Source organism: Nitrospirota bacterium (assembly GCA_016212185.1).
In the GTDB taxonomy this organism is placed as follows: Bacteria; Nitrospirota; Thermodesulfovibrionia; order UBA6902; family DSMQ01; genus JACRGX01.
In genome coordinates, this window is the sequence record JACRGX010000044.1 from 19,664 (window position 1) to 34,261 (window position 14,598).

General features: G+C 44.1%; 17 protein-coding genes. 6 read left to right on the plus strand and 11 right to left on the minus strand.

Translation table 11 applies throughout. From position 1 onward, the window contains the following. Positions 1-169 precede the first annotated feature (169 nt). The 4 genes from HZA10_04880 to HZA10_04895 form a co-directional block, all read right to left on the minus strand. Positions 170-1,093 (minus strand): diacylglycerol kinase family lipid kinase, encoded by a 924-nt coding sequence (locus tag HZA10_04880; GenBank protein ID MBI5195633.1) that lies wholly within the window; start codon positions 1,091-1,093, stop codon positions 170-172. Then, positions 1,090-1,878: a 6-carboxyhexanoate--CoA ligase gene (locus tag HZA10_04885; protein ID MBI5195634.1), complete on the minus strand. Its 789-nt coding sequence runs from the start codon at positions 1,876-1,878 to the stop codon at positions 1,090-1,092. Before HZA10_04885 ends, HZA10_04880 begins: the two co-directional genes overlap by 4 nt. Continuing rightward, positions 1,875-2,843: a biotin synthase BioB gene (gene bioB, locus HZA10_04890; protein MBI5195635.1), complete on the minus strand. Its 969-nt coding sequence runs from the start codon at positions 2,841-2,843 to the stop codon at positions 1,875-1,877. The genes HZA10_04885 and bioB overlap by 4 nt, the downstream gene beginning before the upstream one ends. A gap of 257 nt (positions 2,844-3,100) precedes the next feature. Then, entirely contained in the window at positions 3,101-3,388 is a 288-nt protein-coding gene (locus tag HZA10_04895; protein MBI5195636.1) for an acylphosphatase, read from the minus strand. Between the two features lie 298 nt (positions 3,389-3,686). Here HZA10_04895 and HZA10_04900 point away from each other — a divergent pair, with 298 nt between their 5' ends. The 5 genes from HZA10_04900 to HZA10_04920 all read left to right on the plus strand — a co-directional run bounded on the left by HZA10_04900 (position 3,687) and on the right by HZA10_04920 (position 7,670). Beyond that, positions 3,687-4,901, plus strand: coding sequence for an FprA family A-type flavoprotein (locus HZA10_04900; protein MBI5195637.1), 1,215 nt, complete (start codon positions 3,687-3,689; stop codon positions 4,899-4,901). Between the two features lie 265 nt (positions 4,902-5,166). Next, positions 5,167-5,298: a rubredoxin gene (locus HZA10_04905; GenBank protein ID MBI5195638.1), complete on the plus strand. Its 132-nt coding sequence runs from the start codon at positions 5,167-5,169 to the stop codon at positions 5,296-5,298. A gap of 72 nt (positions 5,299-5,370) precedes the next feature. Then, positions 5,371-5,598: a hypothetical protein gene (locus HZA10_04910; protein ID MBI5195639.1), complete on the plus strand. Its 228-nt coding sequence runs from the start codon at positions 5,371-5,373 to the stop codon at positions 5,596-5,598. A gap of 38 nt (positions 5,599-5,636) precedes the next feature. Further along, a complete protein-coding gene (locus tag HZA10_04915) occupies positions 5,637-6,221 on the plus strand; it encodes a rubrerythrin family protein (protein ID MBI5195640.1) in 585 nt (194 codons plus the stop codon). 249 nt (positions 6,222-6,470) lie between these two features. Further along, positions 6,471-7,670 carry an NAD(P)/FAD-dependent oxidoreductase gene (locus HZA10_04920; GenBank protein ID MBI5195641.1) on the plus strand — a complete coding sequence of 400 codons (1,200 nt, stop codon included), beginning with the start codon at positions 6,471-6,473 and terminating at the stop codon, positions 7,668-7,670. A gap of 8 nt (positions 7,671-7,678) precedes the next feature. On the opposite strand, the gene HZA10_04925 is transcribed toward HZA10_04920, so the two are convergent. From HZA10_04925 to HZA10_04950, 6 genes are all read right to left on the minus strand, one after another. Beyond that, the gene (locus HZA10_04925; protein ID MBI5195642.1) at positions 7,679-8,053 is read right to left on the minus strand and encodes a response regulator; all 375 of its coding nucleotides are present in this window, start codon (positions 8,051-8,053) and stop codon (positions 7,679-7,681) included. A gap of 7 nt (positions 8,054-8,060) precedes the next feature. Next, positions 8,061-10,268: a PAS domain S-box protein gene (locus HZA10_04930; protein MBI5195643.1), complete on the minus strand. Its 2,208-nt coding sequence runs from the start codon at positions 10,266-10,268 to the stop codon at positions 8,061-8,063. A gap of 7 nt (positions 10,269-10,275) precedes the next feature. Beyond that, complete coding sequence (locus HZA10_04935) at positions 10,276-10,899, minus strand: nitroreductase family protein (protein MBI5195644.1); 624 nt, start codon at positions 10,897-10,899, stop codon at positions 10,276-10,278. Positions 10,900-11,018: 119 nt separating this feature from the next. Continuing rightward, a complete protein-coding gene (locus tag HZA10_04940) occupies positions 11,019-11,522 on the minus strand; it encodes a ferritin family protein (protein MBI5195645.1) in 504 nt (167 codons plus the stop codon). 145 nt (positions 11,523-11,667) lie between these two features. Next, positions 11,668-12,246, minus strand: a complete 579-nt coding sequence (locus HZA10_04945) for a superoxide dismutase (GenBank protein MBI5195646.1) — start codon at positions 12,244-12,246, stop codon at positions 11,668-11,670. Positions 12,247-12,328: 82 nt separating this feature from the next. Next, positions 12,329-12,769: a FixH family protein gene (locus HZA10_04950; protein ID MBI5195647.1), complete on the minus strand. Its 441-nt coding sequence runs from the start codon at positions 12,767-12,769 to the stop codon at positions 12,329-12,331. Between the two features lie 141 nt (positions 12,770-12,910). Here HZA10_04950 and HZA10_04955 point away from each other — a divergent pair, with 141 nt between their 5' ends. Then, positions 12,911-13,723: a ZIP family metal transporter gene (locus HZA10_04955; protein MBI5195648.1), complete on the plus strand. Its 813-nt coding sequence runs from the start codon at positions 12,911-12,913 to the stop codon at positions 13,721-13,723. A gap of 15 nt (positions 13,724-13,738) precedes the next feature. On the opposite strand, the gene HZA10_04960 is transcribed toward HZA10_04955, so the two are convergent. Then, positions 13,739-14,590 (minus strand): 2-oxoacid:ferredoxin oxidoreductase subunit beta, encoded by an 852-nt coding sequence (locus HZA10_04960; GenBank protein MBI5195649.1) that lies wholly within the window; start codon positions 14,588-14,590, stop codon positions 13,739-13,741. Positions 14,591-14,598 lie beyond the last annotated feature (8 nt).

Genomic DNA, 14,598 nt, shown 5'->3' on the forward strand with positions numbered 1-14,598 from the left:
TGCTGCGATTAATCTTCCCTGTGGCAAAACCACAGGGAATCTAATGTAAATAATTTTTTATATTCGCTCGCTTGACCCCGTAGCAAAACCACGGGGAATACGCTCACTATCAATTTACGCATAAAGATTAATCTTTACCGCAGAAGTTGTCAAGAGAACTGGGATACTATTACCAGACAAGGCTGAGCGCATCTTTGACCACATCAATTTTCAGCGGCAGCGTCCCGAAATAATCGCCGTCTGTCTGGACATGTACCTCTCTATCGGAGACAATCTCCAATTCCGTAAACTTGCCGTAAAAAACATCATTAAAATTCAGATGATTCTTACTGACAACCCCGTTAACAAACCTTATCAGGTCTCTTCTTGTCTTCCCTCCGAAGAGACAAAGGTCAAGATTCGGCTCAGTAATTGATGCCTTAGGGGTCACAGTGAAATATCCACCGTAACCCCTTGCCTTTCCCACAACTGCCGTATAACCTGTAAGCAGGCCGTTAGATGTATTTACTTTAATCAGGGAAGGGCTGTATTTTGCCAACTGACTGATTCCGGAGAGAATATATGCGCCCTTCCCTGATATTTTTTTTATGCTGTCTCTGACGCCATGAACTGCCGCGCCGTCAAAGCCTATGCCTGCCATTAAACAGAAGTAACGGGTGACAGGCAAAGAATCACGGGTAATAACTATCCTGCCGAGCGATATTCTTTTTGGAAAGCCTGCTAATGCTAATTGAAGCGACTGTTCAATGTCCTCAGGTATGCCGAGCTCCTTTGCTAAAACATTGGTCGTGCCAAGCGGAAGCAGTGCAACAGGAGGCATGACATCAGAGATGCCTGATGCAAGCAGACCATTAATCACTTCATTAATCGTCCCGTCGCCTCCTGCAACGATAACTAACAGATTTGAAATTTGAGATTTGAGATGTGAGATTTCTTTCGCATACGCTTCCGCATCGCCTTTTTTTTGAGTAATAAATGCTGAAAGTGATACTTTATCTTTAAGCAGTTCCACTGCCCTTTTTATTGACCTGAGAGATCCTCTGCCTGCTATAGGGTTGGCAATAAGCCGGACATCAAGAGGCTGATAATTCATTTTTTCTTCCGGAGTATTTCCTCTGTGTCTACTCTGCCCCTGCAGTGATTAATCCTGCTAATTATGACAGGGGTTTGCTGAAGGTATTCAATCAAACCTTTTAATTCGCCGCCTGTGATAAAAAAAGCCCTTCCGCCATAATGGAGCCCGCGCTTTTTAATATGCGGCAGTCTTATATAGCCAAAGGCCCGGCCGGCAATATATCCTGTTGTATAGTCAGGGTCGTCTGAGATACAGAGTTCACCCAAAATCATCGGATGGCGGTTTACCTTGCTTGCCAGGATCAGCGCTTCTTTAACTGTATTATTGTTAATATCCAGCTTGCTCAATTTTTTGGACAGGATTGAATCTGCATTTTCCGTTATCCCCATCCGCGTGACCCTCACACCCCGAAGAAGATCAGGCTCAAGCCTTACGCCCGCTATGTCCATGAGCATTGCCCCCCTCATTGTGATGCCGAGGCTGAGAGACTTAAAAGCCTCTTCAACCGCCCTTTCAGTAATACCTATGGAACGCAATATTTTTATGGATGCTTTTTTTACAGACTCGGGGTTCCTGGTGTTTAAGGTGCAAATAGGCAGTGTTGATATTTTCAGGGGTCTTTCCTTCAGCTCCTCAATGGTAAGGGATATCTCATCGGATCTGCCCTTTTCATGGGACAGCGCCCTTCCGGTATATTTCTGAACTATATTGCTGACATTGTTTTTATCGTAGATTCCCTCTGCGCCCGAGATGTGCATTCCGTCTTTTGAAGCGCGCATTCTTACGCTGTAAAATTTCTTCATAATTCAAGCCCCATATCCCTAAGCATTTGAAGGTCGTCCTGAGGGTTCCTGCCCGGAGTTGTAAGATAATTTCCTACAAGCAGGCCGTTGGCTCCTGCAGAAAAAATATACGGATGCAGATCCCTAAGCGTTGCATTCCTGCCTCCGCATACCCTGATTTCACACTCAGGAAGGATAAGCCTGTATATTGCTATTATCTTAAGGGCTTCCATCGGAGACAACAGTCCTTGGTCCCACAGCGGCGTGCCGCGCACCGGCGTAAAAAAATTAACAGGGACAGAGTCAACCATTAGTTCCTTTAATGCAAATGCCATGTCAATGCGGTCTTCCCATAATTCGCCGAGCCCGAAGAGGCCTCCGCTGCAGACCGACAGTCCGAGCGATTGTGCCGCCTTAATGGTATTCAGCTTTTCTGTATAAGTATGCGTAGTGCAGATTTCGCTAAAAAAGGCCTCTGACGTTTCAAGGTTATGATGGTATCTGTGCAGTCCTGCGTCTTTTAATTTCTTAAGCCCGGCATAATCAAGCAAGCCTAAAGTTGCGCATGGTAATAGCCCCATATCCCTGATGCCGGAGATAAGCCCGCAGATTTCTTCAATCTCATGCTCTGATGTTTTTTTGCCGCTGGTAACAACACAAAAACGCTTTACGCCGTTTTCTCTTGTAGAAGCCGCAGCTTCCATGATTTTCCCCTTGTTTAGTAAAGGATAAACTTTTATATCAGCCTTGCTGTGCGCAGACTGGGCGCAGAAGGAACAGTCTTCAGGGCATGCGCCTGATTTGGCATTGACAATGGAACATAAATCAACCTTATTCCCGCTTAATTTTACCCTGGCCCTGCTTGACAGAGAAAAGAGTTCAAATATATCAGGGCCTTCAAATTTTGACATGAGAAAGGCAAATTCCTTATCAATATTATTAAGCCTTGCTCCTGCATCCATCTGTATTTTTTCGTATAAAGACATGGGATATTATTAATTGAACGGCAGGTAATGTCAATGCGCTGCGAAAAGGAGAAATATTCATTGTAAATTTATCATTGCAAAGTTAGCATTGAAAATTTGCATTTTGAAATGATAATTGATAATTTTGCAATGAAAAAAACTCTGTGCCCTCTGTGGTTAAAAAGTGTTTAATCAGTAGTTAATTACGGTTTACGGCTACTTAAAGTATAACTTGAAACAATTGATATAACTAAAAGTAAATAATAATAAACATAAGGTTAACCAAACCCGTATTTTACTTCAAAACCTGAGAACTCCCCGGTATATCCAAGCCATTTTTCATCAATATTACTTACGCGCGCGCCCGGAGGCCCCTTATGGCACCACGCAACCGCAGTCTTAAGCATATCCTCCATACCTTCCAAAACAACCTCAACACTACCGTCAGGCATATTTCTTACCCATCCGGTCAGCCCAAGCCCGCGTGCCATATCCCTTGTGCTGGCCCTGAAAAACACGCCCTGAACAAAACCCCTGATGCGCAAATGCACCCTGCACTTTTCCATGAAAATTATTATAACAAAAATACTGCATATGATAAAAATCATTGTAATTTTGGAGATTTGATGATGTAATATACTAAACAATTAAGAAAGGCGGTTAGAAAAACAGTTTCTTCCGGCTTTTATGTGGATGTCATTCCGGCTTGTCCGGAATCTTTTTGATATAATAACTGCATGAAGGACAAGTGTTTCGTTGTATACATTTTTATATGAAGACATCACAGGAAAGATTCCGGACAAGCCGGAATGACAAATATAGAATATGTGCCCACAGGAATCCCGGAAGAAACAAAAATTCCCTATGAATGCTGTAGAAATTAAATCAAACATCTACTGGGTAGGCGCTATTGACTGGGGCATCAGGGATTTTCACGGATATATTACCCAGAATGGAACTACTTATAATAATTATCTCATCCTGGATGAACAGGTCACCCTGCTTGATACTGTCAAATATGATTTTGCCGGCACAGCCATTGACAATATTAAGCACGTCGTAGAGCCTTCAAAGATAAAAAACGTAATCATAAACCACATAGAACCCGACCACGTAAGCAGCATTGATAAAATTATGGCGCTGACCCCTGATGCAACCATTTACATCACAGATAAGGGAAAGAAAGGGCTTGACAGGCTTTTTGATACATCAGCATGGAAATTCAGGATTGTTAAAACAGGCGATACATTAAATACGGGCAGATATAATTTAATGTTCATTGAAACGCCGATGCTCCACTGGCCTGACTCCATGATGACCTATGTCAAAGAGGCGCAGCTCCTGATATCTCAGGATGCATTCGGACAGCATTTTGCTTCGGCAGACAGATTTGACGATGAGTTTCTTTCGTGCTTTTCAGCGGCTGAACTTGATGATGCAGTAAAAGACTACTATGCAAACATCCTCATGCCTTTTGGAAAGTTGATTAAATCCAAGATGGCCGAAATTCAGAAACTCGGCTTAGAGATAGACATGATTGCGCCTGACCACGGAATAATCTGGAGGAAAGACCCTGCAAAGATAATCAATATGTATCTTGACATGGCAAACGGGAAAACAGACCTGAGTGTTGTAATTATTTATGATACAATGTGGCACAGCACCGAGCAGATGACGCTCCCGATAATGCAGGGTATCAAAGATGAGGGAATTGAGTGCAAGGTAATTAAATTAAGAGCAGCGCCGATGAGCACAGCCATCAAGGAATTTTGGAAAGCAAGGGGATGTCTTATCGGCTCTCCGACTATTAATAATATTCTGTTTCCCTCTGTGGCGGAGTTCTTATCGCACCTCAGTGGGCTCAGGCCCGCAAACCGCATTGCAGGCGCATTCGGCAGTTACGGCTGGGGCGGCGGCGCGGTAAAAGGCGCTTATGATGAATTCAGGAAAATGGGACTTGAAATCTTTGAGCCCGGCATACAGGTTCTCTACAAGGCGTCATCTGAAGACGAAAAAAGATGTTATGAGTTCGGCCGGGAATTCGCAAAAAAAGTTAAAGAATATCATCGGAAGTTTTAACTAAACAAGGAGTCCTAAGTAAAGCTTCTTAGTTTGTCATTCCCGCAAGCGGAGCGCGTCGGGAATCCTTCTGAAGACAAAGAAAGATTCCGGACAAGCCGGAATGACAGAATAGCCGGGAATGTCGCTTTACTTACGATTTCATTAGTAATAACCAAGACATTCATCATTTTTTAATTTAGTTTTTCTCTGTGTACTCTGTGGTGAAGTTGTTAATTTATAATTTTAGTTAATTGCAGTTTCAGATAAAGGAGGTTAATAGACAATGTGGAAGTGTTCTGTATGCGGCTATGAGTATCACGAAGCTGAAGAAGGCACTCCGTTTGAGCAGCTTCCTGCAGACTGGAAGTGCCCTGTATGCAATGCCCCTAAAGAGGCCTTTGTGAAGGTGTGGTAAATTCTAATACAAAAGAAACAAATACGGGATCTGTTACAAGACAAAAAGTTTAATGAATTAACCGGATTAGCCGTGCAGGAAAGAGGCGTCCTGCGCCTGCTTGTTTCCATGACTTATGATAAGCAAAGCATTATCTCGTGGAGGGCTATAGAGGCTGTCGGCATAATAACAGGCCGTTTGTCAAAGACAAATCCTGAGATTGTCAGAAATCTGATAGGCAGGCTTCTTTGGATGATCCAGAAGGAAATAACTGTCGGAGGGATTGCAAAAGAAGCGATAGAAAAACTTAAGAACCAGTGAACAGTGAATAACTATTAATTAACAAAAGGGAGGTCTAAATGCAACAGACAATTAAAAACCTGACACAGGCATTTATCGGAGAAAGCATGGCGAGGAACCGCTATACGTTTTATTCAAAGACTGCTTTTAAAGAAGGATTGGACCAGATTTCCGAGTTGTTTCTTATCACGGCTGACAATGAAAGGGAACACGCCAAATGGCTGTTCAAACTGATTAATGAATTACAGCAGAAAAACGGAGAGCAACTTGATGAGATAGTGGTTGAAGCTGCAGTTCCGATAACACTCGGCAATACCATTGAAAACTTGAAGGCTGCAATTGCAGGCGAAAATTATGAGAATACAAAAATGTATCCAGAGTTTGCGGATACTGCAGAAAAAGAAGGCTTGCCGGAAATTGCAAAACGGTTAAGGTCCATATCAAAGGCTGAAGTGCATCATGAGGGAAGGTACAGAAAATTGCTGAAGGAGGTTGAGGGCAAGACTGTTTTTAAGAAAGATAAAAATGTCACATGGGTCTGCCGAAAATGCGGATATACGCATGAAGGCAAGGAGCCGCCTGAAAAATGCCCTGCCTGCGATCATGAGGCAAATTATTATATGGTAAAGTGCGAGGAATATTAATACAAACACATTAATTCATGTTAAATAAATCTCCCCTCCCTTGACGGGAGGGGATGAAGGGGAGGGTGAAAAAAAAACTGAAAGCACCCCCACCCTCGCCCTCCCCCGTCAAGGGGGAGGGATTAGTGGAGACCCTGTGGCAAGACCACAGGGAATCTAATGTAAGGAATTTCTATATCATATTCGCTCGCTTAACCCCGTGGCAAGACCACGGGGAATACGCTCGCTATCCATTTATTTGAGGGATGAATGAACTATGTCATTATCGGTAATGGAGTTGCCGGCATAACCGCTGCCGTCAGTATAAGGAAGATAGACAGCGAAGGCAATATAACAGTCATCACTGATGAGGCATACCCGTTTTACAGCCGCATACGTCTCATAGATTTTCTTGCAGGCGGTGCGGATGAAAAATCGCTTGTGCTAAAACAGGATGACTGGTACAGGAAAAATAATATAATTCTTATCCTGAATTCACAGGCAACAGATATAGACAATCAGAAAAAAGAAGTCTTCACCGCTTCAGGCGACAGGTTAAAATATGACCGGCTTCTTATTGCAACCGGAGCCTCTTCATTTCTGCCGCCGGTTCCCGGCTCTGACAAAAAAGGCGTTTTCACACTCAGGACTTTAAAGGACGCCATTGCAATCAAAGAATATGCAAAAAATGCCAAACGCACCCTTCTTATCGGAGGCGGCGTGCTCGGGCTTGAGGCAGGGAATGCTCTGAGGAAGATAGGCAATTCCATTACAGTCGTTGAGTCTTCATCACGCCTTCTTCCGAGGCAGATGGACTCTCAGGGGGCTGAGATATTTCAGGCACAGATGGAGAAAATGGGATTTACTTTTTATCTCGGCGCAAAATCCAAAGAGATACTTGGAGGTAATAAAACAGAGGCGCTTATGCTTGAAGACGGCAGGCGTATTGAGTGCGACATGATAATTGTATCAGCCGGCATAAGACCCAATGCAGCGCAGGCTCAAAAACTTGGTTTAAAAATAGAAAAAGGCTTAATGGTAAATGACAGGATGCAGACAGAATCAGCTGATATTTATGCGGCAGGCGATTTGATACAGCATAGAGGCGTTTTCTACGGCATCTGGCCTGCGGCGGAAAAACAGGGTGAAACCGCAGGCATAAATATGGCAGGCAGAGATGCCGTTTACACCGGCACTATAATGTCCAACACCCTGAAGATTGCAGGGATTGATTTAGTGTCGGCAGGAGCTATTGATGCTGACTGCAAATGCGAGTCAGTCACGGTAAAAGACAGTAAAAATTTCATTTACAAAAAATTAGTTTTTAAAGACAATCGCATTATCGGCGCAATCTTATACGGCGACGCAAAAGACAGGGCAAAGATACTTAAGGCTATCACGGATAAAACAGACATAAGCGGAATAAGAACTGCGCTAATACAGTGGGATCTAAGTGCGCTTGAAAGCTGATGATACCCTTATCCCCTTCCCTGCATAATTGTTTTAACGGCATCTATAATTTCCTGCTGTAAAAGCGGCTTCCTCAAAAACAAATCTTTGCCTCCGGCGTTCAGAAAAGCCATCTGAAGCTTCTCAATCTCACCCGGATGCCCTGAGATCAGCACCACTTCCACGCCGGGATACATCGCCTTTGCCTTACTGCACAGCTCAACCCCGTTCATTTCCGGCATTACAAGATCCGTAAATATAATATCGGGCTTTTCTTTGCTTAATATTTCCAAAGCCTTTGCTCCGCTTAATGCAGTCCTTACCTCATGCCCTTCGGACTCAAGGGGGTACTTCCAGGCATTGAGGACCAGCTCATCATCATCAACTAATAATAATTTTGCCATTAAAGTTTTATCCTTTCATGTTATGCACGGGCAGAAAGATTTTAAACTTGCTTCCTTTCCCCGGCTCGCTTTCAACTATAATTTCACCGTTATGGTTTTTTATAATGCCGTATGAAACCGACAGCCCGAGCCCAACTCCCCGTCCCATCTTTTTTGTAGTAAAAAACGGGTCAAAAATCTTTGTAAGGTTTTCCTGTTCAATGCCTATTCCGTTGTCAATAAATTCCATTATAACATTATTTTTATCTTCTGAATATCCTGTTTTTATTGTCAGCTCGCCTCCGTCCGGCATGGCATCTCTTGCGTTTGTTATCATATTTAAAATTACCTGCTGAAGTTCAGTGGTTTTTCCTGCGACATTCGGAAGATCTTCCGTGTAATACGTGCTTACCCTGATGCCCACCTTCAAAAGTTGTTTTATGCTGAAGCTTAATGTGGCTTCAATAATTTCGTTCAGGTTAATTATATAGATTTCATCCTGAGACTTTCTGGAAAATGCACTGAAATCCTTCACTATCTCAGTCATGTGCCTACAGGCATTAAACATAAGATCTATCTCCTTATGCGCCTCAGCATCTCCTGCGGCTTTCTCCCTGTACTTTTCAAGCATGGGAAGCAGTCCTGCAAGCGGTGTGTTAAGCTCATGCGCCAGCCCTCCGGCAAGCCGCCCCATTGCAGACAGCTTTTCAGCCTGAAAAAGCATTGCCTGTGATTTCTGCAGCTCTTCAGTTTTCTCCTGGACCCTCTTCCCCAGTTCAAGATTCCACTGCTGAAGTTCATCTTTTGCCTTTCTGAGTTCAGCCTCCGACTCTTTTAGCGCCTCCTCCGTCAGCTTCCGGTCAATTCCCATGGATATTCTGTCTGCAATTAACTCCAGTGCGTTGAAAATAAATTCAGTGAGGGGGTGGCGGGCAAACATGGCAATAATACCCAATAGCCGTCCTTTATCAATAAGAGGAAAACCGGCGAACGACACCATCCCTTCCCGCTTTGCCCATTCCTGATCCCCAATGCGGGGATCTCCGATAACAGCATTTGTCAGGTGAGGCTTGCGTTCTTCAGCAATAAGTCCTATCTTAAACATCCCGACAGGCACACGCCCGTGCGCCCCGTTGATGTGGGTATACATACCTGCGCTGGCTTGCAGTTCTAAGACATTCTCTTTCTGATTAAAAGTCCAGATGCGTGCAAACGCCGCATCAAAGTGATGTACTATGGCTTCGGCACTTTCCTGCAGAGCTACCCTAAGCGATTCTTCCTGGGTCCATATCGCGCCTATGTCAGCATTCAACTCAAGCAGCTTTCTTCTCTCCACCAAGGTCTTCTCCGCCTTCTTGTGCTCGGTGATGTCGTTACCGGCGCTCAGGGTACCAGTAATTCGTCCCCGACTATCACGCAACGGTGTATTGTGCCATGCCATCTGCCGCAACTCGCCGCTCCGGGTGATAATGGGATTCTCAAAATATTCCACCGCCTCTATGTCACCTGCTATAATCTTTAAAAAAACAGGATATACGTTTTCCATCCCATCCGGTTGCGGCAAGCATACAGAAAACCAATCTTGACCAATGAGTTCATCTTCGCTATAGCCGAAAAGCCGGCAGCCTTTTCGATTGATTAAAGTTATTCGCCCATTATAATCCAGCGCAACAATAATGGCTTCAACCGTATCCAGATAGCCCTGGGCACGGTCCCGCTCATAACGCAGCGCCTCCTCCGCCTCCCTCCGGGCAGTAATATCGCTGATAAGACCGTCGTAAGAGATTAGCGCACCTGACTGGTCATGATGAAGCACCGGAGTATTTCTGACCCATCGCACCATTCCGTCTTTGCGCCAGAGCCGGTGCTCTATGGCGCCCGGGTCATCTCCTGAAAGAATCCGTTCTGCGTGCCTTTTGACCTCTTCCCTGTCTTCATCAAAGACCATGCGGAACCAGAGATACGGGTCTGCGGCAAATTCCTCTGCAGTATATCCTGTCACTGCTACACAGGCAGGTCCATGCACAGTGTGCACCGTGCGTCCACTTTCAACATCAACAGTAAAAATATAATCCGTAACTGCCGAGACAATCCGGCGGTAGCGCTCTTCGCTTTCACGCAGCACTGTCTCTGTCTTTTTCGTTTCAGTCAGCAAGCCGGATGATTTAAGAGGGCGTTCATCGCGCAGATGATAAGTCTTACCGGCTGTGCTTGTTGTTTTTTTTGTTTTTTTCACTCTACGCTCACTCAAATCTCACAAATTCATCAATTTCCCGTCTGAATGCCCTTGGAAGAAGTGTTATCCCCGATTTCAGATATCCGACAGCGACAAGCATTGGAATTATCTTATCCCCCGGAATATTGAATTCTTTCTTTATGCAGTCCTCATCAAAACCGTCCATCGGATGCGTTTCAAGTCCGAGCCCCCTTGCTGCAATCATCAGGTTCATCGCAAACAATGCGGTGTTTTTTACGGCAAATATTTTTCTCTTCAGGCTGTCAACAGAACCGTAAAGATTCTGCGCCATGCCTTTATAAGTGTTTCTCATCTCCGGCTTCATATATCCGAGTTTCTGCCAGTTGTCAAGCATCCTGTCCATGTGGTCCTCAACAGCATTGGGATCGGCAATCATTATCAATACTGCTGACGCCTCTGCAACCTTCGGCTGATTAAAAGCACACCCTTTCAAAACCTTTTTCCTCTCGGCGCTTTTTACAATAATTGCCTTCCACGGCTGGAGGTTAAATGAAGAAGGCGCAAGGTTTGCAATTTCAATTAGTTCTTTAAGTTTGCTTTCCGGCACATCTTGGCCCAGCTCAAAAAAGTTGATTGAACGTCTTTCTTTAAGTCCCTGAATTAATTCCATGACACCCTCCTTTGTTAAAAAAGAAAGTATGAAATTTACTTCTAACCCCCTTCTGCTTCTTATCTTCTGCTTCTTATCACCGATACTTTGATACTTTGACACTCTGATACTGCCTCTATTCAAGCCCACAGCGTGCCGCCGTCAACAATGCCATGCTCATCCCACATAAACCAGTTCCCTGTGTCAGAAAGGAAGGAATATGTGTTTGAAAACATATTGTAATGTTCCTCCTCTTCTTTAACAAGCCTTTCAAACAGGGATTTCCCTTCTTTTGATTGCAAATCAGAAAGCGCCTTCTTATAAAACTCAATTCCTTCCTTCTCCATCTGCATAGCTATCTTAAAAGCCTCCAGTTCATCTGTAGTTGCCTCAACCCTCTGCATCATCTCATCCCTCATTGATTTAAAAACAGTTTTAACATTTTTTATCGGACTGATGCCCTCATATGACATGTCCAGAGAACCCTTCAACAATCTGGAAAGATTTTCAAGATGTCTTTCTTCATCTTTTGCAATAGTCAAAAACATCTTTCTGCCGACATTGTTTTTTATCCTGCCTGCCGCCTCGCCATAAAACCTTATAGCATCAGTTTCCATTTTTATCGCTACCTCAATGGCATTCATTATCCTCCCCCCTTTTTCTTAAGAAATTTAACCACAGAGAACACAGAGAAAATATTCATTGTAAATTCATTCCCGAATTGTCGGGACAAATTTAGCATTTAAAATTTGCATTTTGAAATGCTAATTGATAATTTTGCAATAATATTTATTGAAGCCGTGCCTCTGCGGCATCCCAGTTTATATTCTTAAAAAATACCTCTATGTAATCAGCCCTCTTTAACCCGTAATCAATCATAAAGGCATGTTCAAATACATCCATTATTAATAAAGGATTACAGCCTGCCGGGTGAGATATATCATGCTCGTTTATCCAGAAGTTAATAAGTTTTTCATTTGAAGTATCCTGATAAAGCACAGTCCATCCGATGCCGCGCATTGCGCCTACTGCCTTAAATTCCTTTTCCCATGCCTCATAACTTCCATAACCCTCTGTCAATTTCCCGGCAAGCCTGCCGTGTTTGTTAATTCCGCCTTTGCCTCCAAGATTTTCAAAATAGTATTCATGAAGCCTCATCCCGTTAAATTCCCAGCCAAGACGCCTCTTTAATTCGGCGAACTCCGGCGTGCCTGTTTTACCTTCTTTAAGCATCTGCTCAAGCGCATCCATAACTTTATTTGTGTTGGTTACATAGCCCTGATACAACGTGAAATGATTTTTAAGCAACGTCTCGCTGAACCCCTCCGTCCCGATAAGTTTTGTATAATCCTTTGCCGTGTAAGGCATAACCCCTCCTTTCACTTTACTACGTTTCTTGTTTACAGCATATTATCAGACAGCATAATCCCCTCTGACCTAAATCATATGTCTATTTTACTTCCACGTCAAATACTGCCCTGTCAATGTCATTATCTTTTGTAACCCTCACCCTGAATTCATACTTGCCCGGTGTGTCATATATCACATTTCTTATGATATATTCCCCCTGTCCCATCTCTATTGTCTTTGGTTTCCCTGCTGACAATTCGCCCTTATCCTTGTTCCAAACTTCAAGCTCAACCTTTGCATCCTCAAGATCCCTTCCTTCTGCATCATGCAGATAGACCTTAACTTTGTTCTTTCCTGTTTTAGGCTGTGCAGGGTCTGGAACTATCTCAATGCTGAACAGTTCATTCTCAGACACCTTTGTCACACCTTCTTTAAAATGCGGAAGGGCTTTTGCTTTTTTCCCATGGGAAAAAACACTTCCAGAGCAGACAATAAATAAAGCGCAAATAAAGACTATCCCAAAAAAACTGTTTTTCACCATCGTTCACCTCCTGATTTCAAATTCATAGGAGAATTCCTATACCCAAAAATGCCTGAATAAAATAAAGGCTGAGTATTTGATTAAAAAATTTTATCACTAAAAGTCCTTTCTGACAACAAGATTCTTGTGTATAATATGAAAATGTTAACTTTCATGGAAAACTTTCATCCCGTGCTTCAGGCGCTCCTTGCCACATGCTTCACTTGGGGAGTTACGGCCCTCGGCGCTGCGTGTGTATTTATTGGAAAAGACATAAGCAGGCGCATGCTTGACGGTATGCTCGGCTTTGCCGGAGGCGTGATGATTGCCGCAAGCTACTGGTCTTTGCTTGCTCCGGCCATTGAAATGTCTCAGGGTAAAGACCTCCCTGCATGGTTTCCGCCGATGTTAGGGTTTTCCGCGGGCGGGCTTTTTTTATGGACGATTGATAAATTACTCCCTCACCTCCATTTGTATATGCCTCAAGGACAAACCGAAGGCATCAGGACAAGCTGGCAAAGGACCACGCTTTTAGTCCTTGCCATTACTCTTCATAACATACCTGAGGGGCTTGCAGTCGGCGTTGCCTTCGGCGCAGCTGCCGCTGGGTTTCCCTCCGCATCAATAGCCGGCGCGATAACGCTTGCCGTTGGCATCGGGCTTCAGAATTTTCCTGAAGGCCTTGCCGTTTCCGTGCCGCTGCGCCGTGAGGGGCTGTCGCGTGCAAAAAGCTTCTGGTACGGACAACTGTCCGCTGTCGTTGAACCCATTGCAGGAGTCATCGGAGCCGCTGCGGTGATTGTATCACAGCCTATCCTGCCGTATGCGCTGAGCTTTGCGGCAGGCGCAATGATATTTGTCGTGGTTGAAGAGGTAATCCCGGAGTCGCAGAAAAACGGCAACACGGACTTTGCAACCCTCGGCGCCATGTTTGGTTTTGTCGTGATGATGGTTCTTGATGTGGGACTTGGATAGATTATGTCAGTATCTTTAATAAAACTCCTCCAGCGTGTTTTTTAATTTTGAACTATCAAACAACTGCCTTACAAGCGGTTTGTCTGCAATTACCGGAATCCTGTCTTCTAAAACAGGACGGTGGTTTTTGTAAATTATCCCTATCGGTATGCGGTCGCCCCATTCAAGGGCTTTTTTAAAAGCGCCTGCCCTGTCTTCCGGGTTATATTCAGGCTCTATGTGATAGACCCTTTGCCTATACCATTCGTATGTGTTAATTTTATTAAAAGTTACACATGGTTGCAGTATATCAATTAAAGTAAATCCTTTATGATTTAATGCCTCTTTTATAAGCCCTTTTAGATGCTCCATATCTCCTGCAAACCCTCTTGCCGCAAAACTGCAGTCAAGGGCAACTGCAAGAGCAACCGGATTTAATTGTTCGGAAAACACGCCAAACGGCTGATTTTTCGTTACCATGCCTTCCATGCTTGTCGGAGACGCCTGCCCTTTTGTAAGCCCGTATATCTGATTGTCATGGACAAATAGTTTCACATTGATATTCCTTCTCATGGCATGAATGAAATGATTGCCGCCCTCGCCGTAGCAGTCGCCGTCTCCTGCAACCGCTGCTACAACCATGTCATGGTTGGCAAGTCTTATCCCTGTTGCAACAGGAAGCGTCCTGCCGTGAAGCCCGTTAAAGGTATTACATTTAAGATAATGCGGAAATTTTCCCGCCTGCCCGATTCCAGAAACAATTGTAAACCTGTGCGGCTCTAGGCCAAGCTCTGACACAGCTTTTTTAAATGCGTTTAAAATCCCAAAATTGCCGCAGCCCATGCACCACGCAGGTGTTTGTCCTTTATAGTCACTTAAATCCGGCATGTTCTATC

Excerpts from the sequence above, each read along its gene's own strand:
- HZA10_04880 (MBI5195633.1), bottom strand. The coding sequence starts at position 1,093 with ATGAATTATCAGCCTCTTGATGTCCGGCTTATTGCCAACCCTATAGCA.
- HZA10_04885 (MBI5195634.1), bottom strand. The coding sequence starts at position 1,878 with ATGAAGAAATTTTACAGCGTAAGAATGCGCGCTTCAAAAGACGGAATG.
- bioB (MBI5195635.1), bottom strand. The coding sequence starts at position 2,843 with ATGTCTTTATACGAAAAAATACAGATGGATGCAGGAGCAAGGCTTAAT.
- HZA10_04895 (MBI5195636.1), bottom strand. The coding sequence starts at position 3,388 with ATGGAAAAGTGCAGGGTGCATTTGCGCATCAGGGGTTTTGTTCAGGGC.
- HZA10_04900 (MBI5195637.1), top strand. The coding sequence starts at position 3,687 with ATGAATGCTGTAGAAATTAAATCAAACATCTACTGGGTAGGCGCTATT.
- HZA10_04905 (MBI5195638.1), top strand. The coding sequence starts at position 5,167 with ATGTGGAAGTGTTCTGTATGCGGCTATGAGTATCACGAAGCTGAAGAA.
- HZA10_04915 (MBI5195640.1), top strand. The coding sequence starts at position 5,637 with ATGCAACAGACAATTAAAAACCTGACACAGGCATTTATCGGAGAAAGC.
- HZA10_04920 (MBI5195641.1), top strand. The coding sequence starts at position 6,471 with ATGAACTATGTCATTATCGGTAATGGAGTTGCCGGCATAACCGCTGCC.
- HZA10_04925 (MBI5195642.1), bottom strand. The coding sequence starts at position 8,053 with ATGGCAAAATTATTATTAGTTGATGATGATGAGCTGGTCCTCAATGCC.
- HZA10_04935 (MBI5195644.1), bottom strand. The coding sequence starts at position 10,899 with ATGGAATTAATTCAGGGACTTAAAGAAAGACGTTCAATCAACTTTTTT.
- HZA10_04940 (MBI5195645.1), bottom strand. The coding sequence starts at position 11,522 with ATGAATGCCATTGAGGTAGCGATAAAAATGGAAACTGATGCTATAAGG.
- HZA10_04945 (MBI5195646.1), bottom strand. The coding sequence starts at position 12,246 with ATGCCTTACACGGCAAAGGATTATACAAAACTTATCGGGACGGAGGGG.
- HZA10_04950 (MBI5195647.1), bottom strand. The coding sequence starts at position 12,769 with ATGGTGAAAAACAGTTTTTTTGGGATAGTCTTTATTTGCGCTTTATTT.
- HZA10_04955 (MBI5195648.1), top strand. The coding sequence starts at position 12,911 with ATGTTAACTTTCATGGAAAACTTTCATCCCGTGCTTCAGGCGCTCCTT.
- HZA10_04960 (MBI5195649.1), bottom strand. The coding sequence starts at position 14,590 with ATGCCGGATTTAAGTGACTATAAAGGACAAACACCTGCGTGGTGCATG.